15 protein-coding genes are annotated in these 19,984 nt (G+C 43.2%); 7 read left to right on the plus strand and 8 right to left on the minus strand.

Annotated features, from left to right (window positions below; translation table 11 throughout):
- The first annotated feature begins 1 nt into the window (after position 1).
- From MJ612_RS17440 to MJ612_RS17450, 3 genes are all read left to right on the plus strand, one after another.
- A complete protein-coding gene (locus MJ612_RS17440; RefSeq protein ID WP_187033977.1) occupies positions 2 to 4,807 on the plus strand; it encodes a hypothetical protein in 4,806 nt (1,601 codons plus the stop codon).
- A 149-nt stretch (positions 4,808 to 4,956) separates the two neighbouring features.
- Positions 4,957 to 5,601, plus strand: coding sequence for a glycerol-3-phosphate 1-O-acyltransferase PlsY (plsY, locus tag MJ612_RS17445; protein ID WP_187033976.1), 645 nt, complete (start codon positions 4,957 to 4,959; stop codon positions 5,599 to 5,601).
- A gap of 93 nt (positions 5,602 to 5,694) precedes the next feature.
- Positions 5,695 to 7,056: a dipeptidase gene (locus tag MJ612_RS17450; RefSeq protein WP_187033975.1), complete on the plus strand. Its 1,362-nt coding sequence runs from the start codon at positions 5,695 to 5,697 to the stop codon at positions 7,054 to 7,056.
- 107 nt (positions 7,057 to 7,163) lie between these two features.
- Here MJ612_RS17450 and MJ612_RS17455 read toward each other — a convergent pair whose 3' ends face one another.
- From MJ612_RS17455 to MJ612_RS17480, 6 genes are all read right to left on the minus strand, one after another.
- Positions 7,164 to 7,826: a porin family protein gene (locus tag MJ612_RS17455; RefSeq protein WP_187033974.1), complete on the minus strand. Its 663-nt coding sequence runs from the start codon at positions 7,824 to 7,826 to the stop codon at positions 7,164 to 7,166.
- 326 nt (positions 7,827 to 8,152) lie between these two features.
- A complete protein-coding gene (locus MJ612_RS17460) occupies positions 8,153 to 8,734 on the minus strand; it encodes a porin family protein (RefSeq protein ID WP_187033973.1) in 582 nt (193 codons plus the stop codon).
- Between the two features lie 232 nt (positions 8,735 to 8,966).
- On the minus strand, positions 8,967 to 10,505 hold the full coding sequence (locus tag MJ612_RS17465; RefSeq protein ID WP_187033972.1) for a YifB family Mg chelatase-like AAA ATPase: 1,539 nt from the start codon (positions 10,503 to 10,505) through the stop codon (positions 8,967 to 8,969).
- A 178-nt stretch (positions 10,506 to 10,683) separates the two neighbouring features.
- Positions 10,684 to 11,256 (minus strand): D-sedoheptulose 7-phosphate isomerase, encoded by a 573-nt coding sequence (gene lpcA, locus MJ612_RS17470; RefSeq protein ID WP_187033971.1) that lies wholly within the window; start codon positions 11,254 to 11,256, stop codon positions 10,684 to 10,686.
- A 9-nt stretch (positions 11,257 to 11,265) separates the two neighbouring features.
- Positions 11,266 to 11,613 (minus strand): hypothetical protein, encoded by a 348-nt coding sequence (locus MJ612_RS17475; protein WP_187033970.1) that lies wholly within the window; start codon positions 11,611 to 11,613, stop codon positions 11,266 to 11,268.
- A 133-nt stretch (positions 11,614 to 11,746) separates the two neighbouring features.
- A complete protein-coding gene (locus MJ612_RS17480; RefSeq protein ID WP_187033969.1) occupies positions 11,747 to 13,567 on the minus strand; it encodes an ABC transporter ATP-binding protein in 1,821 nt (606 codons plus the stop codon).
- Positions 13,568 to 13,698: 131 nt separating this feature from the next.
- Between MJ612_RS17480 and MJ612_RS17485 the strand changes: the two genes are divergently transcribed.
- On the plus strand, positions 13,699 to 14,526 hold the full coding sequence (locus MJ612_RS17485; RefSeq protein ID WP_187033968.1) for a glycosyltransferase family 2 protein: 828 nt from the start codon (positions 13,699 to 13,701) through the stop codon (positions 14,524 to 14,526).
- Positions 14,527 to 14,589: 63 nt separating this feature from the next.
- On the opposite strand, the gene MJ612_RS17490 is transcribed toward MJ612_RS17485, so the two are convergent.
- Complete coding sequence (locus MJ612_RS17490; protein ID WP_250419232.1) at positions 14,590 to 16,284, minus strand: hypothetical protein; 1,695 nt, start codon at positions 16,282 to 16,284, stop codon at positions 14,590 to 14,592.
- A 217-nt stretch (positions 16,285 to 16,501) separates the two neighbouring features.
- On the opposite strand from MJ612_RS17490, the gene upp reads away from it, so the two are divergent.
- Positions 16,502 to 17,158: a uracil phosphoribosyltransferase gene (gene upp / locus MJ612_RS17495; protein WP_187033967.1), complete on the plus strand. Its 657-nt coding sequence runs from the start codon at positions 16,502 to 16,504 to the stop codon at positions 17,156 to 17,158.
- A gap of 224 nt (positions 17,159 to 17,382) precedes the next feature.
- Positions 17,383 to 17,790: a small multi-drug export protein gene (locus MJ612_RS17500; RefSeq protein ID WP_250419233.1), complete on the plus strand. Its 408-nt coding sequence runs from the start codon at positions 17,383 to 17,385 to the stop codon at positions 17,788 to 17,790.
- Between the two features lie 58 nt (positions 17,791 to 17,848).
- Here MJ612_RS17500 and MJ612_RS17505 read toward each other — a convergent pair whose 3' ends face one another.
- Positions 17,849 to 19,204 (minus strand): DEAD/DEAH box helicase, encoded by a 1,356-nt coding sequence (locus tag MJ612_RS17505; RefSeq protein WP_187033966.1) that lies wholly within the window; start codon positions 19,202 to 19,204, stop codon positions 17,849 to 17,851.
- 119 nt (positions 19,205 to 19,323) lie between these two features.
- Between MJ612_RS17505 and MJ612_RS17510 the strand changes: the two genes are divergently transcribed.
- Positions 19,324 to 19,944, plus strand: coding sequence for a hypothetical protein (locus MJ612_RS17510; protein ID WP_187033965.1), 621 nt, complete (start codon positions 19,324 to 19,326; stop codon positions 19,942 to 19,944).
- Positions 19,945 to 19,984 lie beyond the last annotated feature (40 nt).

Below are 19,984 nucleotides of genomic sequence, written 5' to 3' on the forward strand. Positions count from 1 at the left end.
TATGAGGTACAAACTTTTACTCTTTACTTTTTTATTGACATCTTTTGCAGCGCAGGCGCAAAGCAAATTCTCTAACAAACCCGCCGAGTTTATAACGGAGGCTAAAGCCTTAATGGTAACCGGTAAGGTGACCAATGCCGAACAACTGGGTACAGAGCTGGAAGGGATCTGGAATAGTGGCAAGCTCACTGATAAGCAGAAGAATCAGGTAATCGATATATCGCAGCAGATGTATCGTAAGAAAATGCGCTCCAATCCGCATTATTCTGATTTCTTCACCATGATCACGGCAGGAGTAAATAAGCATGACCTCCGCGGCGATCGCCTGAGCAGTTTGCTGGATGTTGTGGCCAAAGCCGTAGACAATGAAGATATGGCAAGTGTAGGGAGCTTCCTGAACACAAGTAGCTTATACTTAACAACAGGCCGCATTTTCCAGAAACCGAACTATAGGCTTTATGCAACCGGTGGAAGCTTTAGCTTTGCTTATGAAGGTGCTTCAAGTAAAAAAGAAGATGATAAAGCAGCACAAGGTAGCAGCGAGTGGGATAACATCTCGTGGGACGATGAAGTTAGCTCTGAAGCCGAAAGTACAGACGACGGATGGGGTACACCTGTTGTAAAACCAAAGTCTGCTGAACAAAAGAAGGAAGAAGCGAAGAAAGCTGCCCAACGCCGTAAAGAGAGCCTGAAGCAGCAGTTTATACCTGCACAACCTCAGGTATCCGGCCCAACCCTGAAGCTGGAAAATGTAAACATCACTTTTGCCACCAACTACGATTCAACTGCCATCCAGAAAACCAGCGGGCAATTAATGCTGACTAAAGGCATATTTGTAGGCGAAGGCGGTACCTATGACTGGGAAGCAGGCGGCAGTCAGGCGTCAGCTATTATCCGCAAGTATAATTTTGATGTAACCTTTGCTGGTTTTAAAGCTCCGGATGTTACACTCACCTATAAAGCTGTACTAGATTCTCCTGTTGAAGGCTCCTTTGAATTCAGAAGTACGAAGCGTGGTGCCAAAGGCGAAAAGTTATATCCCCGGTTTGTGTCGTTTACTAATGATGCAAAAGTCAAAAGCCTGGGCGAAAAAATATCCTATACAGGTGGTTTTTCGCTGGCCGGCGACCTGATTGGTAGCCGCGCTTTAGATGGAAGCCTTTCTGAAATTTCGGTAGTAGATGGCGGTAAGCGTAAATTCAGCTCACGTGCCCTTAACTATACATTGAATGATTCTGTTATTGTGGCTTCGCAGGCAGCAGTATCTATCTACCAAGAGAAAGATTCTATCTCACATGTGGCCGTGCAGCTGCGTTACTCCAAACCACTAAACAGGCTGACCTTAACAAAGGACAAAGGCCCTTACAGCCGCACGCCATTTTATGATACTTACCATGAAATGGAGATAGTGGCTGAGCGTGTGTATTGGGATCTGAATACGCCGCATATTAACTTCTCAGTATTAAATACAAAGACCATTATACCGGTGCAGCTGGAGTCAACAGAATACTATTCCAACAACCGGTACCAGCAGCTAGTGGGTGTGGCTACATTCCATCCGTTGCAGGCTTTGGTGGCTTATGCCCAAAAATCTAAACAAAATGAGTTTTATGCTGCTGATGTATCCAAGTTTAATAAAATCAATGAGCAGGCAATCAGGCAAGCTGCACACAATCTATCCCGCGAAGGCTTCCTGGATTTTGATAACAGCACAGGTTACATCGCCCTTAAAAAGAAAGCATGGCTGTATGTAGGCGCATCTAAGAAAAAGCGTGACTACGACCATATTGTTATTCGCTCTGTAGTGCCATCCGGCCGAAATGCCACGTTGAACATGAACAACAACAAGCTGGAAGTGCGTGGCGTTGAGAAAATCGCTTTCAATAACGATACCGCCAGCGTTTACATCGTTCCGGATAGCAGTATCGTTCGCATCCTGGATAATCGTAACATTGAGTTTGGAGGCCAGGTCTTCGCCAGCCGTCTTGCTTTTAAAGGCAGTAAATTCAAGTTCGATTACGATGAGTTTATGATCGATATGCAGCAACTGGATACCATTGCTTTGGTTACCAAAAAACGGAAATCATCTAAAGGCGAAGTATCGAACCAGGTACTTACAAGCCGCACAGGTAGCCTTACCGGCAAACTATACATCAACAAACCGGAAAATAAGTCAGGGAAAGAATTTTACCCGGAGTACCCTAAGTTTGATGCCCCGGTTGGTGCACAGGTTGCTTTTAACAGACCGGATGTGTTGGGAGGGGCCTACGATAGTACCGTGTACTTTGACATGCCGCCGTTTAAACTCGATAGTTTGAGCTCTGGCAAAAACACCATTGGTTTCGAAGGAACTTTCCATTCAGGTGGTATATTCCCGGACATTAAAACCAAGCTGATCATGATGCCGGACGAAACGCTGGGCTTTTATTATCAGCCACCTGCAAAAGGTCTGCCGGCTTTTGGTGGTAAAGGTATAGCCTACGATACCATTATGATGAGTTCGCAGGGTATTCAGAGCAAAGGAACACTTACTTACCTGACAGCAACTTTAGAGGCTCCGGAATACACTTATTACCAGGATGCTGTAAAAACGCAGAAAGGCGCTAAGGCAACTATAAAAGAAGATAAACTGAACAGTACTGAGTTTCCGGTAGCCACACTGAGCAATTTTAACATGAACTGGCAGCCTAAAGTAGACTCTATGTACTTGTACACTAACAAAGAGCCGATGCTGGTTTATAAGGAGCAGTATAAGTTTAAGGGAGTGGCCAAGTTGTCCCCCGGTGGTATGTATGGCACTGGCGAGTTAGATAACCCTGTGGCAAACGTAACCTCACCGCAGTTCCTGTTCAAACAGCGCAGTTTCTCGGGTAACAACTCTCAGATGATCGCAAAATCTGACGTGCAGGTAAGGCCGGCTATAAAGGCACAGGGCGTGGAGTTTAACTACGATATGACCAAAGGTGCCGTGGATTTTGGTATCGAAAAGCAGGGTGCAGCAAGTATAGAATTCCCGAGAGCACAGTATAAAACATCCATGCGCAGTGCCCGCTGGGACTTTGCAACTGAAAAGATTACCCTCAAAGCTGATGAAAAAGGCGGCAAAAACTACTTCTATTCTATGCACCCGGAGCAGGACTCGCTTAACTTTATGGCGGGTAGCGGTGTGTATGACCTGAAGAAGAATACTATACTTGCCGGCGGTGTGCCATACATTGCTGTAGCCGATATGTATGTGTTGCCTGATAGTGGTAAAGTAGTGGTTTCGGCTGATGCTACGATCCGTACACTGCGCAACTCCCGCATTATGGCCGACTCAGCGCAGCAGTACCATAAATTATATGAAGGTAATGTAGATGTAAAAGCAAGAAAGCTACTAAAAGGTAATGCTTACCTGGACTACCTGAATGCAGCCTCTGATTCATTTAAACTTCACTTCAGTGATTTTACCTATGATAACCCGCAGGGTAAGCGTAAGCCGATCTACTCTTTTGCAACAGCTAACATTGAAGAGAAAGATAAGTTCTACATCTTCCCAAGGATTCTGTATCGAGGTAAGGTGCTGATGCACGCTACTAAACCATACATGGACTTTGATGGTGAACTGAAGCTTACCTTTACCGGAAATGAAACAGATTCGGGCTGGTTCCCTTACAAAAAGGATACATTGAACCCGGCTAACGTACGCATCCCGATACAGAAGCCAAAAGCAGCGGATGGTACCCCGCTCCATACAGGTATTCACGTTTCGGCAGCTACAGCCAAGCTTTATAACACATTTGTTTCTCAGAAGCAAAACGAAGACGACCTAGACCTTTTCTTGGTAGATGGTTCTATTTCTTATAACAAAGCAAACAAAGAGTTTAAGATTGAAAGAGAAGAGCGTGCAAATGCCAACTCTTACCAGGGCAACGTGCTTAGTTACAGCGAAGCTACCAATAACTTACGTTTTGAGGGTAAGCTTAACCTGCTCAAATCGTCTCGTAACTTTAAGGTAGATGCTTCCGGAAATGGTTCTGCCAACGTAGATAGCAGCCGTTATAACCTGGATACGTTCCTGGCATTTAATTTTGAAATGCCGGAACAGGCTCTTGTAGCAATGGCTGAAAACCTGGAGGAAAATACGCAAAGTGCTCCTGAGGCATTGGATGGCAGTGATGCAACCTACTACAAGCTTGGTGAATTTATCGGCGACCGTGGTGTACGTAATTACATTAATCAAACGGCTACTGGTCATGTGCCATTACCGAAGTTAGATAAGTCGCTTATCCGAAGCCTGATACTGAATAAAGTAGATCTGCAGTGGTCTAACGAGCAGAAGGCCTGGTACAGCACCGGCAAAATTGGTGTTGCCAGCATTATGAAAGAGGATATAAATGCAATGGTAGATGGTTACCTGGAGATTAAGCAGGACCTGAATGGCGAACCAACCATGAATTTATACTTGCAGGCTGATCAGTATACCTGGTATTACTTCAGTTTCTTCGAGAATGGACTTAATCTGGTAGCGTCAAACGACAAGTTCAACAAAGCAGTGAAGAGCAAGTCGAAGCGCGGACGTGGTACAACTACCAATTATGCCTTTTACCCGGGTGAGGCCACTGATAAAAATATTTTCCTGGAGCACTTCAGCAAAAATTACCTGAATGGCAAAAGTGGTTTTAAAGTAGCCACACAGCAACAGGAAATTGAATCTACTGAGAGTATGGACTTTGTGGATGAAGAGCCTAAGAAAGAAAAGAAGCGTAGAAAAAAGAAAGGCGAAGCACCTGAAGGGGAACCAGAGCCAGAACCGAACAACCAGTAAGTATAAATATAGCGTATACCATTTATCAGGTGTAAGGCTTGAAATTTAAATTAAGATTTATCTATATTTGAACTTCTAAAGGCCTACACGCTACCTTATCAGGGCAAAGTGGATACACCAGGCTTACTTAAAACAAGAACCATACATTGATGGATATACTTTTGATTGCTATACTTTTTGTAGCAGCTTACCTTATCGGCTCTATTTGTACTGCGGTTTGGCTGGGTAAATGGTACTACGGCATCGACATCCGTAAACATGGCAGCGGCAACTCTGGTGCTACCAATACCTTCCGGGTGCTTGGTAAAAAGCCAGGTACCATTGTAATGCTGATCGATATCTTTAAAGGCTGGGCCGCTACTTCACTAGCGGGTTTGCTGGTAGTTTTTGAGGCTATACCTGCCGATCAACTGATAATCTACCAGTTAATAATGGGTATGCTGGCAGTTGTGGGGCATATATTTCCGGTATATGAGCGCTTTAAAGGTGGTAAAGGCGTTGCCACTTTGTTAGGTATGATGCTGGCTATTCAGACGGATGTGGCGTTGTTATGTATGGTGATATTTGTGATCGTACTTTTTACGTCGCGTTACGTGTCGTTAGGTTCTATGATTGCAGCACTGGCGTTCCCTATACTTTTACTGTTGCCACGCTTTCACCCGGATAACCCGATCCTGATCGTTTTTGGCTTTGTGCTGTTTGCAGTGGTGGTGCTTACACACCGTAAAAATATTAACCGACTGATTGCCGGTGAAGAAAGCAAAGCCAACATAAATCTGGGTCGCAAAAAGTAAGTATAACTATACAGGATGATGATCTAAAGATGCCGCTCTCTACACAAGGGTGGCATTTTTTATTAACTTTAAGGACAAACAAAAGTAAAGCTAATGAACAACTATATTACTGAGAACAAAGACCGCTTTCTGAATGAGCTGCTTGATATGCTTCGCATTCCATCGGTAAGTGCTGATCCAAAGTTTAAGCAAGATGTAATACGCACTGCCGAATTTGTGGCTGACAGGTTGCGCGAAGCAGGTGCTGATAATGTAGAATTATGCGAAACTGCCGGCTACCCAATTGTGTATGGCGAGAAAATTATTGACCCAAGCCTGCCAACTGTGCTGGTTTACGGCCACTATGATGTACAGCCTGCTGACCCATATGAGCTGTGGAATTCTCCTCCGTTTGAGCCAGTAATTAAAGACGGTAAAATTTATGCCCGCGGTGCCTGCGACGACAAAGGGCAGATGTACATGCACGTAAAGGCTTTTGAAGTAATGATGCGTAATAACGCACTGCCTTGCAACGTGAAGTTCATGATTGAAGGGGAAGAGGAAGTTGGCTCTGCTAACCTGGCTACCTTTGTAAAAAACAACAAGGAGAAACTTGCCGCTGATGTTATCCTGATTTCAGATACCGGCATGCTGGCCAATGATACCCCATCTATTACCACAGGTTTGCGCGGCATGAGTTACATGGAAGTGGAGGTTACAGGTCCAAACCGCGACTTACATTCCGGATTATATGGTGGCGCAGTGGCTAACCCGATCAATATACTTTGCCAGATGATCGCTTCGCTGCACGATGAGAACAACCACATCACTATACCGGGCTTTTACGATAATGTAACAGAGCTGAGCCAGGAAGAACGCGCCGAAATGGCCCGCGCACCATTTAGCTTAGACAAGTATAAAAAAGCACTGGACCTAAGTGATATACACGGTGAAGAAGGTTACACTACAATGGAGCGTACTTCAATAAGACCAACCTTAGATGTAAACGGTATCTGGGGCGGTTACATAGGAGAGGGCGCTAAAACAGTTATTCCTTCAAAAGCCTTTGCTAAAATTTCTATGCGCTTGGTGCCTAACCAGACATCTGCAGAAATAACAGAGAAGTTTACCAAACATTTTGAAAGTATAGCTCCGGCAAGTGTAAAAGTAGTAGTAAAGCCTCATCATGGTGGTGAGCCTGTAGTTACCCCAACAGATTCAGTAGCATATCAGGCAGCATCAAAAGCCTACGAAGAAACCTTTGGCGTGAAACCTATACCTGTTCGTAGCGGTGGCTCTATACCAATAGTTGCTATGTTTAAGTCTGAACTTGGCCTGGATTCTGTTTTGATGGGCTTTGGTTTGGATAGTGATGCCATTCACTCGCCAAACGAGAACTTTGGTGTCTTCAACTATATGAAAGGTATTGAGACCATACCGCTGTTCTATAAGTACTATGCTGAAATGAGCAGGTAAGTATAAACTGATGTAAACAAAAATCCCCGGCGCTTTTATAGTACCGGGGATTTTTGTTTATGAGTATAGCCTCGTTTAATAATAAGCCTTAACTATAGTTGTGGTTATTATAGAGACGGGATTGTTAAGCCTAACGTGAACATGATTGTAGAATGACGTGCGTTGGTAATGTCACCTTCAAAGTTTACGTCTTCATCCACGAAATCACTTAAGCTACCGTTGTAACGTACGCCCAGGCTTAAGCTGTTGCCTAATGCAAGACCAACACCGGCTCCATAACCGAACTCAAACTCTTTCAGACCATCTTTGTCTTTTTCGTCACGAGAAGAAGTTTCCTCTACATCGTTTATATAAGTCTTGGTCTCATTATTAACACCTACCAGGTAAGATGCCTGCGGACCAGCCTCAAAGTATAATGGACCAGCTTTAATCTTTGCCATTACAGGCAGATCCAGATAGTTATAGTTTACTTTACCAACTCTACGATAAGAATTGTTGGTAATTGGATCGGTGAACTCTACATCCGCGTTTTTAAAACCTTTCTGTGAATAAAGTAGCTCCGGCTGGATAGAGAAGAAATTATCTACAATACCAATGTTATAAGTGATACCTCCATGGAAGCCCCACTTATTTTCGAAGTTATCTTCGTTATCTAAGTCACCGGAAAGATTGGACATATTTGCACCACCTCTGAAACCAAAACCTGATTGTGCCTGAGTTGCTGTAGCGCCTGCAAGCAGCATAGCGCCTATAATGAATAGTTTTTTCATGATCTTATTATTTTAAAAATTGTACTACTAACGAGCCATATACGGCAGTTATGATAATTTTAGCTTTCTATTTTAGAACTTTTAACAAACTTATAGTTCAACTAGCTGAAGGTGAGCAAGAAAGTTTTTACTTTTCAGCTTTTGTTATGATTGCAATCAGAAGACTGAATTACAACAACAATGCCAGAGTATATGTTTTGTCTATATAGAAGGAAATAATTTTGATGCATCTTTTAAGGGGCTGTAAGAGAGAAGTATAATAAAAGAAAAAGCCCGGCCAAAGCCGGGCTTCTTTTCCATAGTTTTAAGTTGTACTAAGGCAAATATTATCTGCTCGGGAACATATACCCCAATGTCAGCATGAATACGCTATTGCGGATCTTTGTGTCATCATCGTCTGTGATCTTGGAAGCATCGCCACTATAGCGAACACCAACACTAAGACCAAGTGGAGCGGATGCCAAGCCAATACCAGCTGCATACCCAAACAAGAAGCTTTTATAACCTAAATCTTCAAGATCATCTGTAGAACCTAGGTCTGTTTCTATTTTACCGGATACGCGGAAAGATGCCTGTGGGCCTGCTTCAAAGTATAAAGGGCCTGCATTTATCTGTGCAAGTACCGGTACATCAATGTAATTAAGCTTCAGTTCAAAATCATCATCCTGGCTTTCTGCACCTTTCATAGAGTATAATGCTTCTGGCTTAATAGAGAAAAAATCCTCTACTAATGGTAAGCTTACAAATACACCTGCGTGTGCTCCAAAAATGCGGTCGTTGTCTCCTGCATCATCGCCCTCCAGGCCAGCATAGTTAACCCCGGCTTTGATACCAAAACGTGGCGACATCTGGGCCTGGGCCATCAGCACTGTACAGAACGCAAAAACAAATAAGAATAATTTTTTCATAGCTGTATTCATAATTAAGGTACTACTTTGCCAGGCATATTATACCTGACGTTAGCCTATTACGGATGGTTCTGATAAAGGTATAGGAAAAATATAGTGAATTAAGGCAGTAGTACAGCAGTATGGGCAGATGTATAGCAGAAGTATACCAAAAAAGAAGAGCGATACCTTGATCCGGTATCGCTCTTCTTAAGTTATTTATTTTAAGTATTTTGTGCTCCTGCCTTTAAAGTTAAGCTGCCCAGCCTTCGCGGTCTAAACTACGGTATTGAATGGCCTCTGCAAGGTGTTCAATTTTTATTTCAGTACTGTCAGCTAAATCAGCTATAGTGCGGCTTACTTTCAGGATACGATCATAAGCACGGGCAGATAAACCAAGACGTTCCATAGCAGTTTTTAACAAGGTTCTGCCAGCTTCATTTATCTGGCAAATGTCTTTTACCATCTGGGAGGGCATCATGGCATTCGAGTGTATCTGGGGGAAATCTTTGAAACGTAACTGCTGCACCTCCCTGGCTTTTACTACTCTTTCACGAACCGTAGTACTGTCTTCTGATTTGCGGGTAGCCGTCATTTCATCGAACGTAACAGGTGTAACTTCTACATGCAGGTCGATGCGGTCTAAGAGCGGGCCGCTTACTTTATTTAGATACCGTTGTACTACACCAGGGCCACATACACAGTCCTTTTCCGGGTGGTTATAAAATCCGCAGGGGCACGGGTTCATGCTGGCTACCAGCATAAAATTAGCCGGAAAGTCTATCGTTGTCTTTGCTCTGGAGATAGTTACTCTTCTTTCTTCTAACGGCTGACGCATTACCTCTAATACAGTACGCTTAAATTCTGGCAGCTCATCCAGAAACAATACCCCATTATGTGATAAAGAGATCTCGCCGGGTTGTGGTACGCCACCGCCACCTACTAAAGCTACATCAGAAATGGTATGGTGCGGCGAACGGTAAGGGCGCGTTGTTAAGAGTGAAGAGGCCTCTCCCAATTTACCAGCTACAGAATGTATCTTGGTTGTTTCCAAAGCTTCGTGCATTGAGAGTGGCGGAAGTATAGATGGTAGTCTTTTGGCTAACATCGTTTTGCCTGCTCCCGGAGGACCGATCATGATCAGGTTATGGCCACCGGCAGCTGCAATTTCTAAAGCTCGTTTAATATTTTCCTGCCCTTGCACATCAGCAAAATCGGCAGCATATTGGTCGGCTTGGTTTTGGAACATTTCGCGGGTGTTTACCACCATAGGTTCAATGTGCAGCCTGTTATCCAGAAATTCTATAGCTTCCTGTATGGTCGATACCGGTATAATATCCAGGTTATTAACTATGGCTGCTTCGTTAGCATTCTGTGCCGGAAGTATAAATCCTTTAAAACCTTCTTTACGGGCTTGTATGGCAATTGGCAGTACTCCTTTTATGGGTCTCAGCGAACCATCCAGCGATAGCTCTCCCATGATCATATACTGCGAAACCTTATCAGGAGAAATCTGGCCGGAAGCAGCCAATATACCCATAGCAATGGTCAGGTCGTAGGAGGAGCCTTCTTTCCGGATATCAGCAGGTGCCATGTTGATGACTACCTTCTGGCGCGGCATTTTGTAATAATAATGCTTTAATGCTGCCTCGATGCGCTGCTCGCCTTCTTTAACTGCATTATCGGGTAAGCCAACCAGAAAATATTTTGTACCTGCACTTACGCTAACTTCTACGGTTATGGTATAGGCATTTACACCCTGCACCGCACTGCCAAATGTTTTAACAAGCATACCTGCTTTTTATGGAAGTATAAACTGAGATTTAAATTGTAGCCGGAACAGCTATAAAGTATAATTAATTCCTGCTACGAAGTATAAATATAAGGTGAGTGATCAGAAAAATATAACTAATTAAAAAAGGTATAGCTTTCGGCTATACCTTCCATTGTGCAATATTCTTATACTACTTTTAAGTAAGCTGTTTCTCCAGCAAAAGTATAAGTATGTGTATCACCTTTATATGTATCTCCTGCACACGGTCAGCATAGCCCATGTGAGGTACGCGTATTTCAGCATCGCAGAGTGGAGCTAGCTTGCCGCCATCTTTACCTGTTAGCCCAACCACTTTCATGCCTTTGGCTTTTGCTGCCTCGGCTGCTTTAATAACGTTGCCGGAGTTACCACTTGTGCTGATAGCTAACAATACATCATTATTATTGCCAAGTGCTTCTACGTAACGCGAGAATACAAATTCATAGCCATAATCGTTGCCTACGCAGCTCATGTGGCTGGCATCCGAAATTGAAATAGCAGGCAAGGCTCTGCGGTTATCGCGGTAGCGGCCGGTCAGCTCTTCGGCAAAGTGCATGGCATCGCACATAGAACCACCATTACCGCACGATATTATTTTGCCACCTGCTGTTATTGCATCGGCCATTAGTTTAGCAGCCTGTTCAATGGCTGCTATGTTGTTTTTATCGGAAATAAAGTTTGCAAGCGTTTGCTGGGCCTGCTCCAGTTCTTCCAGTATAGTTGTTGTCATTTTATGTTATTAAACCGCTGCTGCTTCCAAGTGCTCTTCGGTAATCGGTGTTCTGAAGTTGTTGTTTCTGAATTCCTGACGTCTTTCATAAAGCTCCACTTTCAGGTCGTTTACCTTAAGCTGTGAAATATGATGTTCGTAACGCAGGTTGCCGCTATAAAGGCTGCTCAGTATAACTTTTACAAGCAACATGCCAGCACCTACCCCAGCAAAAGCCTTGTAAAGTTGCAAAATTTGCGCTTCTGTCCGGATGTGGTTGAATATTGCACTCTCGCTAACTATAGAGGTTAGCACAAGGGCCAACGTCAGGGCATAGGCCACAGCAACTATGTTAAAAAGGGTATTAAGTATTCTCATGCTCAAGGTGTAATTTAGGTGTAATAACAAGTGTCTCTAAATCTAAAAAAAGATATTGTTATTTTAAAATACCCTATCGCTGATTCATTTAAAAACGCAATATTTTATGGTAAATTATACTATTATTCCGTTATTATACCAGTTGCATCTGCGTTAACTTAGCATACAAACCGCTGGTTTGCAGTAACTCATCGTGAGTACCACGTTCCACAACTCTGCCTTTCTGAAGCACCAGAATCTCGTCTGCATGCTGAATGGTACTTAACCGGTGTGCAATCACAATGGTGGTCCTGTTCTTCATCAGGTTGGTTAATGCTTCCTGTACAAGTTTTTCTGATTCGGTATCCAAAGCCGAAGTTGCTTCATCCAAGATAAGTATAGCCGGGTTTTTAAGTATTGCCCTTGCAATGTTTAAGCGCTGCCGCTGCCCACCCGAAAGCCTGCTGCCCCTGTCGCCGATCATGGTCTGGTAGCCGTTTGGCGTCTCCATAATAAACTCATGAGCGTTGGCTACTTTTGCGGCTGCTATCACTTCTTCTTCGGTTGCATCGGTCTTATTAAAAGCAATGTTGTTGAAGATGGTATCGTTGAAAAGTATAGACTCCTGTGTTACGATTCCCATATGGCTGCGCAGGTCTTTCAGTTTCACATCCCGAATATCTTTTCCATCGATCAGGATCTGGCCACCGATGACATCATAAAAGCGCGGTAACAGATCTGCTATAGTCGATTTACCGGAACCTGATGGGCCAACCAGCGCAATGATCTTACCTTTCTGCAGCTCAAATGATACCCCGTCCAGTACTTTATCTTCGCCGTAAGTAAACTCTACATCTCTGTATTCTACCCCTTCTGTAAATTGCGGAACAGGTATGGCGTTCGGTTTTTCTTTTATTTCAATAGGGTGGTCTATAATTCCTAACACACGCTCACCGGATGCAATACCACGCTGTATAGTTGTAATGGCATTGGAGATGTTTTTAGCCGGCACCAGTATCTGGGAGTAAAGTATAATATAGGTTAGGAATTCGGACGCTGTCAGGTCGGAGCGGTTCTCAAGTACTAGTTGGCCACCATATAAAAGTATACCTGCTACTACAGTTACCCCTAAAAATTCAGAGATAGGCGAGGCTAGTTCTTTTTTGTTATAAACTGAGCTTAACACCTTGCGATACTGGTTATTTTCGTGGTCGAATTTTGACTGAACGTGTGCCTCTGCATTAAAACCTTTTACAATTCGGTTACCAGAGATCGTTTCTTCCATAGCGCTCAGGATGTTGCCCAATAAAGCCTGTCCTCGTTTGGCGTCGCGGCGGAGTTTTTTAGAGATGCTAGCAATTACAAAACCTGAAACTGGTAGTACCAGCATGGTAAACAGTGTCAGCTCCACTGACATCATGAACAACAGCACTACATAGCCTACCAGCATCAGGGGTTCACGAAAAACAACCTGCACCGAGCTTACTACCGACGATTCTATCTCATTTACATCGCTTGATAAACTGGAAAGCAGATCTCCTTTGCGGCGCTTGTTAAAGAAATCAATATCAAGCAGTGTCATTTTCTCGAACAGCGCATGACGTATGTTGCGCACAACCGAAGTTCGCATGTCCGTCATCACGCGCTGCGATAAATACTTGAACAGGTTTGAAAAGAAAACAGATACAAGTATAACTCCACAGACAAACTGAAGCGCTCCCTTAGCTCCATATTCAAAGCGGATGGTATAGAACCAGTAATCGAAAAGCTGTTTGAAATAATTTATGTTAAGCGCAAAAGTTGGCTCAATGGGCTGCTTGGCCGGAGCGGCATCAAACAATACATTTAGCAGCGGAATAAGCAGGGTAAAGTTTAAAAGTCCGAACACAACTGCAAGCAGCGCCAGCACCGCATACGATGGAATGTAACGGCTATATGGTTTTGCAAATGCAAGTAATCTAAAAAAAGTCTTCATTCAGGGTTGGTAAAAAACGGCCGCAAGTTACTAATTAATTAGCGTTTAGCCCACGGTTTATAGTTGCAGCCTCAGTATATCAGGTGGTTTTACTATTTTTGCACTTCAGATTAACCTTACCTAGCACATTTATGATAAGTATCATCGTGGCTGTTCATAACCAGTTAGCCATCAATAAGATTTTCGTTGAGCACCTGCAAAAGTATACTTATCATACCTATGAGCTGATCATAATTGATAATAACTCTACCGACGGCAGCCGCGAATATTTTAAAAGTATAGGTGCAACAGTTATTGAGAACAGTCAGAATTATTCGTACCCCTATTGCCAGAATCAGGGAATAAGAGCGGCTAAATATGATGTGTTTGCTTTCCTGAACAATGATATTATAGTTGCCCCGCACTGGGACAAAAAACTACTGGAAGCAATGGATGCCCATGGGCTGGAGATTATTACCCCAAGCGGCATAGAGCGCGCCGAAACTCCTGAAGCTACCAAAAAACTGCACCGCCGCTGGAAGGCAATCAAGAACATAATAGGTTATTTCGCTAAGAATGATTTTACGTTCCGGCTGATGGTGCGCCTGATGTATGGCAACTGGGAGAGGTATAACCAGCAGCGTTATGCAAAGTATGGCACTGATGTAATTGAAGGCTTTTTAGGTAACTCCGTGATCATGAAGCGCAGCGCACTGGATAAAGTAGGGTTTTGGGATGAGCGCCTGATGGCTGCTGATTGGGACCTGTATATGCGCAGTAAAAAAAGAAGTATAGAGTATGGTGACATTAAACCAATGCATGTGGCATTAGGAGTGTTTAACCATCACTTTATCAGAATTACATTAGGCTCAAAAAACACAAAACCACCAGTGTTTGCAGATGCTGCCAATATCATTCCGCTAAAAAGTAAATGGACTGAACAAGAGCGGGAAGTTTTACTTAAAGACTTGCCAGTTTAATTATAAAAACGGCTATACCTGCGCAAACAAGTATAGCCGTTTTTGTTTCAGGTATAAATTTCTTTAAAATTCGTGTAGCCGTTGTGGAATATTCCAGCGGAAGGCAAAAGAGGTAAAGACTGTGTTCATGTCAAAGCTGTTTATTTCAGCATCTGGACTGCGGATTTCAACATCTGAACTGCGGAGAATTTGCTTCAGGTCTATAAATACGTTGTGCCGTAACTGGAAGCTGACAGTAAGATCCAAGTGTAGCTGGTTGGTTGTGTTGCCTTGTGCAATTTTATTACCATACCCTAGAGCACGTTTAGTATATGGGTAATTTACGTTGTTACCCCAGTTTATGGTATCTGTTGCGGTTACTTCATCCTGCCCATACTTTGTAAAAATAGCTTTTGCCGTAACATTAAGCTTAGGAATAGGCTGATAACGTGCTATACCAATAAATTCATAAAGGTTTGCTCCGTTTGGGTGAGCTAATGCTTGGTTATAGTGTTGGTAGTTCCTGTACTGGTCTTGGTGTTGATAAGTATATGGACGTATAATGTTTACTTCGCCTTGTAGATCTAAGTTTGATAAGTTAAATGCATCAATGTATTTTGCCCCTATCTGCCCCGATTGCCTGTTACCCCACCAGCCATTGCCCGATTTTACTTCATCAATTCTTAATTCATCCAAGTATAGTTGTCCATAAAGCTGTGCCCTGTTCAGGATGTTCCACTTAAAATCAATACCGAATGAGGCATTGTCTTCACTACCAATCATTTGCTCTACAGTACGGTAAAGTATGATCGGGTTGAGGTACTGAAGCTCAAATTTGCCTTCGTCTCTGGCAAAAATTACAGTCTCAAAAATGCCTAAATTAAAATTCGGAGTAAAGTTGATACCCAGCCTGTGCAGAGCCATGTACTTTTTATCAAATAGCTCATCAACCTGTGTGCGTTTAAACTGAGGGGTAAGTTCCTGAAACAGGTTCATGTAATGCAGTTTCCAAACGCGTGTGTTCAGCTTCAGGAAAAATGCCGGAGGAGCATAGTCAGAGTAAACCATTGAGCGATAGCCCTCTCCAATAAAATGCCTGTCATGACCGAGTTGTATCTCTACATGCCTGGTAAGGCCATAGTTTAAATAGCCACGGGCAGTCAGGAAATCATAGCCTGTTGTGTTGTAGGGTTTCCACCAGCCTTCATGGGGCACCACATTATCGCGCTCAATACGGTCAACTACATACTCCGGGAAGCGTGCCTGGTTCTCTCCTATAAAAGTATAAAAGCCTAATCTTTCATCTATCGTACCTTCTAATTGTATACCTCTTGTGTTAACATAGCGGATGCCATCAGATTGATTATCATATCCTGCTTCTACATGAAGAACTGGGTTTACACGTAAAGTAAAGTCTTTGCTCTGGTAGTGGTAGAAATCAGTTTTGTTCTTATAGAAGTATTTCAGAAATATATACTTGCTTGTGTTGCTGTCTTGCTCAGTATAGTTCCAGTTGTCATTCAACAGGTAAGTGGTGTTAAAAACATCTGTAGCATTACTACTGTTCTGAGCGCTTAATTCTGCCAGTTTCGCCACATCCTGCCTGCCAAAAGGCCTGACAGCTGTATGGAATTCTGGTAACTGGGTACCATACAAAATATGGTATCGGTCTATAAGCCTGTAAATCTCCGGGTCGTAAGGCACGTAAGTGTCCTGGGCCTGCAGGGTTGAGCCGCCGGCCAGGCCAAGCAGCATCAGCAAACACGCTATTTTCTTCATGTTCTGAGTGTTCAGGTAAGTATAAAATGTAGTATCCTGAAAGCCGAATTTACTGCTTTTATATGATTTTGTTCGGTTATGATAGAAAATATACAGGATGCACCAGTTCTTACGTTATTCTATAAACAAATGTAAAAGTGCAGGTATAAAATTATTACGGGAGAGATTGGTGTGGCGACGGCACTTCTGTATCTTTAGCGAGTAAAAACCCGGAAGCATGCACTATAACAACCTGCACATTCTTACAGATACACCTTCGCTGGCCAACCACTTTGTAGCCGAACTGCGCGACGTAAACATACAGCATGATAGCCTGCGCTTCAGAAGGAACCTTGAAAGGCTGGGCGAACTGCTGGCTTACGAGATTTCTAAAACATTGCCTTATACTTCAGCAGGTGTAACTACGCCGCTGGCCCAGACACAGACAATGTTACTTAAAGCGCAACCGGTGCTTGCCACTATACTTCGGGCTGGCCTGCCGCTATACAACGGTATGCTTAATTACTTTGATAAAGCTTTTAGTACGTTTGTAGGCGCTTACCGCGTGGAAGAGGAGAATACCGAACTGCAGATAAATATGGAATACCTGGCTTCTACTGATCTGCATGATAAGATACTTATACTTGCCGACCCGATGCTGGCAACCGGTAAGTCGCTGGTGAAAGCTTATAAAGGGATGCTGCGCCATGGTAAACCGGTTCAGGTACATGTAGCTGCAGTTATTGCGTCGCCGGAAGGGGTAAAGTACCTGCAAGAGGAAATACCGGAAGCAAACATATGGTTGGGTGCACTAGACGAGCACTTGAACGAGAAATCGTACATTGTGCCTGGCCTGGGCGACGCCGGCGATCTAGCCTTTGGCCCTAAAATATAGCTGCTTGAAAGTCTGAACTATAGGAGGTATAAGGCTGTTAATCAGAAGATTGCCTTTTTGTGTATATGGTTTGGTTACAAGCAGGTTGTTGGTAAAATGCAACATATTGTACATGGCTGCTGCGTATAAATCACAACAGGTAAGTTGTAATAAATTAAAATGCAATTAAGAAGATAGAGGTGTTGGTAGAGATCCTTAAATATTTGTCGGTATACCTGATAAGCATGGTAAAGTTTTTTGCCGGGCCTGTTACAGGTATTTCACTGGGGCTAACCTACATGGAGACGGTACTGTTAACTATAGCCGGCATGATGACCACGGTAATCATTTTTTCATTAGTGGGCAGGGAATTCTCGAAATGGTGGGCAAAGCGGCAGCGCGAAAAACAGAAACCTGTTTTCAGTAAAAAGAACCGTCGCATCATCAGGATCTGGAAAAGTTTTGGCGTGGTTGGGGTAGCTTTTTTAACACCTATACTTTTAACACCTATAGTTGGTACAGTGGTAGCTGCCTTGTTTGGAGCACCGCGCAAAAAGATATTTATACATATGCTCTGGAGTGCCGTAATGTGGAGCGCGCTGCTTAACCTGATGGTGTTCGAGTTCGGAGATTTCGCTTCGCGATTTTTCTAAGCTATAGTTAAACTATAAAATAAAAGCGCCTGCAGTTTATACTGCAGGCGCTTTTATTTTATCTTCTGTTTCCTTTCTTTTTAGTCTTCTGCCAACCAGAGTTTTTAGGATCACCTTTTTTCTTGCCCTTCTCGAAGTTAGACTTGTGCCTGCCTTTTTTCTCATGGAAGGCCCCTTTGAAATCAGGATTCTCGCGGCGCTTCTGGCGGTCTACTTCCATGGCTATATCCTGCTGCTCCTCAAACGTAGTCGGGTGTATTTCCACTTCTTCCGGCAAAGGTAGCTCCGGTATCTGCATCCGGATAATGTTTTCTATTTTGCGGATGTGGTACATCTCGGCTTCGTTGGCAAAAGTTATGGCCGCACCTTCCTGCTCGGCACGGCCGGTGCGGCCAATGCGGTGCACGTAATCTTCGTACACAAACGGCACATCAAAGTTGATTACATGGCTTACCATCGTTACATCAATGCCGCGCGCAGCCACATCCGTTGCAATTAAAAAGCGCACATCACCTCCTTTAAAAGCTTCCATAGAGTTAATGCGGGTATTCTGTCCTTTGTTGCCATGTATAGCACGCACTTCGCCGTACTCTTTCCGCTCCAAGTATTTGGCTACATTTTCTGCATTTTTCTTGCTGCGTGTAAAGATGATCACACGTTTAAAGGTTTCTTCGTCCTGGATAAGATGCTCCAGCAAAGCAATTTTGGTGCGGATGTTTGGCACACGGTAAAGAACCTGGCTAACTGTTTCAACAGGAGTTGCCTGTGGCGTTACTTCCACGCGCGTCGGGAACTCCAGGAACTCTTCTGACAGCTGTACTACCTTATCGGGCATGGTAGCCGAAAAGAGCAGGTTCTGGCGCTTACGCGGGATCACTTCCAGCAGCTGGCGGATCTGCGGCATAAAACCCATATCCATCATTTTGTCAGCCTCGTCCAGAATCAGCGTTTTCAGTTCTTTTAATACCAGCTCACCTTTCAGGTATAGTTCCATCAGGCGTTTAGGCGTAGCTACTAAAATATCAATGCCTTTACTTATAGTTTCGATCTGCGTTTTTGGGCCCAAACCACCATAAATAGCGGTGTAGCGCAGGTCGGTATACTTTGCCAACAGCTTGATGTTCTCCTCGATCTGCATTACCAGTTCGCGGGTAGGGGCAATAATAAGCGCACGTGGGTGTTGGCCTTGCGCATACTTTACCTTCATGATCAGCGGCAATAAAAAGGCAGCGGTTTTACCGGTTCCGGTCTGGGCAATGCCTAAAATATCGTGCCCCGCCGAAATCAACGGAATAGCCTGTAATTGTATAGGTGTAGGCTTTTCGTAGCCGGCATCGGCAATGGCGTTCAGCAGCTGTTTGTTCAGCTTAAAATCTTCGAACGTGGTTATTTCTTTCTCTGCTTCTTCGGCCATGGTACTATAAATTATACTTTACTTGTAACTACAAAAGTACGGTAATTTTATGGGAGAGAAGTAATGTGTTTAAATTGCGTGAGTTTAAATGTATATTATACTGAATTAAAACTGGTTTTATGCTCAAAGTATACTTCAACATATTGCTCTTAGTAACTTTTTATGCAATCACTCTGAAATCAGCAGAAGGGCAGGGCAAGGAGTTTGATGTTTATAATAAAATTGAGTTAACTAAGAGAGAACTAATAGCAGATAAAGTTGATACTTTTTTAATCTATACTACAGGATGTGTGGGGTGTGAAATACTTTATAAGAAAGGATATGAACCATCTTGCGAGTGTATAAGTGAAGGTGTAAATGCAAGTATAATATGGCAAGTTGGTGGGAAGAGCTACCTAAAGCAGATTAGCTGTTGTTTTGAAACTACAACTAATATTGATGAACTACCTGATGTGTTCTCTTTTTATGAGAAGAATAAATCCAGACTACAAAAAACTGAAGTCGGCATAAGAAAAGTAAAAGCGGATGGGACAGTAATCATTTCTAAGCCGGCGAGTACCAGCCACTATTCTTTTCAGGAAGTAGTAATGAAAAATGGTGCATCAGAATATAATTTTGAAGTAAAAGATTATCAGAAAGAAGGGGAGTTTGCAGATGCATGGAGAAAGTATAAGTGGTTAGAAGCTCAGGTTAAATGGGTAAATATTATTGATAATAAATTAAGAGCAATTACTGAGTAAAACAGGAAATTATTCTCTCCCTTTCTCTTCTCTCCGTATC

The sequence above is a fragment of the Pontibacter deserti genome, assembly GCF_023630255.1.
In the GTDB taxonomy this organism is placed as follows: Bacteria; Bacteroidota; Bacteroidia; order Cytophagales; family Hymenobacteraceae; genus Pontibacter; species Pontibacter deserti.

Excerpts from the sequence above, each read along its gene's own strand:
- MJ612_RS17440 (WP_187033977.1), top strand. The coding sequence starts at position 2 with ATGAGGTACAAACTTTTACTCTTTACTTTTTTATTGACATCTTTTGCA.
- plsY (WP_187033976.1), top strand. The coding sequence starts at position 4,957 with ATGGATATACTTTTGATTGCTATACTTTTTGTAGCAGCTTACCTTATC.
- MJ612_RS17450 (WP_187033975.1), top strand. The coding sequence starts at position 5,695 with ATGAACAACTATATTACTGAGAACAAAGACCGCTTTCTGAATGAGCTG.
- MJ612_RS17455 (WP_187033974.1), bottom strand. The coding sequence starts at position 7,826 with ATGAAAAAACTATTCATTATAGGCGCTATGCTGCTTGCAGGCGCTACA.
- MJ612_RS17460 (WP_187033973.1), bottom strand. The coding sequence starts at position 8,734 with ATGAAAAAATTATTCTTATTTGTTTTTGCGTTCTGTACAGTGCTGATG.
- MJ612_RS17465 (WP_187033972.1), bottom strand. The coding sequence starts at position 10,505 with ATGCTTGTTAAAACATTTGGCAGTGCGGTGCAGGGTGTAAATGCCTAT.
- lpcA (WP_187033971.1), bottom strand. The coding sequence starts at position 11,256 with ATGACAACAACTATACTGGAAGAACTGGAGCAGGCCCAGCAAACGCTT.
- MJ612_RS17475 (WP_187033970.1), bottom strand. The coding sequence starts at position 11,613 with ATGAGAATACTTAATACCCTTTTTAACATAGTTGCTGTGGCCTATGCC.
- MJ612_RS17480 (WP_187033969.1), bottom strand. The coding sequence starts at position 13,567 with ATGAAGACTTTTTTTAGATTACTTGCATTTGCAAAACCATATAGCCGT.
- MJ612_RS17485 (WP_187033968.1), top strand. The coding sequence starts at position 13,699 with ATGATAAGTATCATCGTGGCTGTTCATAACCAGTTAGCCATCAATAAG.
- MJ612_RS17490 (WP_250419232.1), bottom strand. The coding sequence starts at position 16,284 with ATGAAGAAAATAGCGTGTTTGCTGATGCTGCTTGGCCTGGCCGGCGGC.
- upp (WP_187033967.1), top strand. The coding sequence starts at position 16,502 with ATGCACTATAACAACCTGCACATTCTTACAGATACACCTTCGCTGGCC.
- MJ612_RS17500 (WP_250419233.1), top strand. The coding sequence starts at position 17,383 with ATGGTAAAGTTTTTTGCCGGGCCTGTTACAGGTATTTCACTGGGGCTA.
- MJ612_RS17505 (WP_187033966.1), bottom strand. The coding sequence starts at position 19,204 with ATGGCCGAAGAAGCAGAGAAAGAAATAACCACGTTCGAAGATTTTAAG.
- MJ612_RS17510 (WP_187033965.1), top strand. The coding sequence starts at position 19,324 with ATGCTCAAAGTATACTTCAACATATTGCTCTTAGTAACTTTTTATGCA.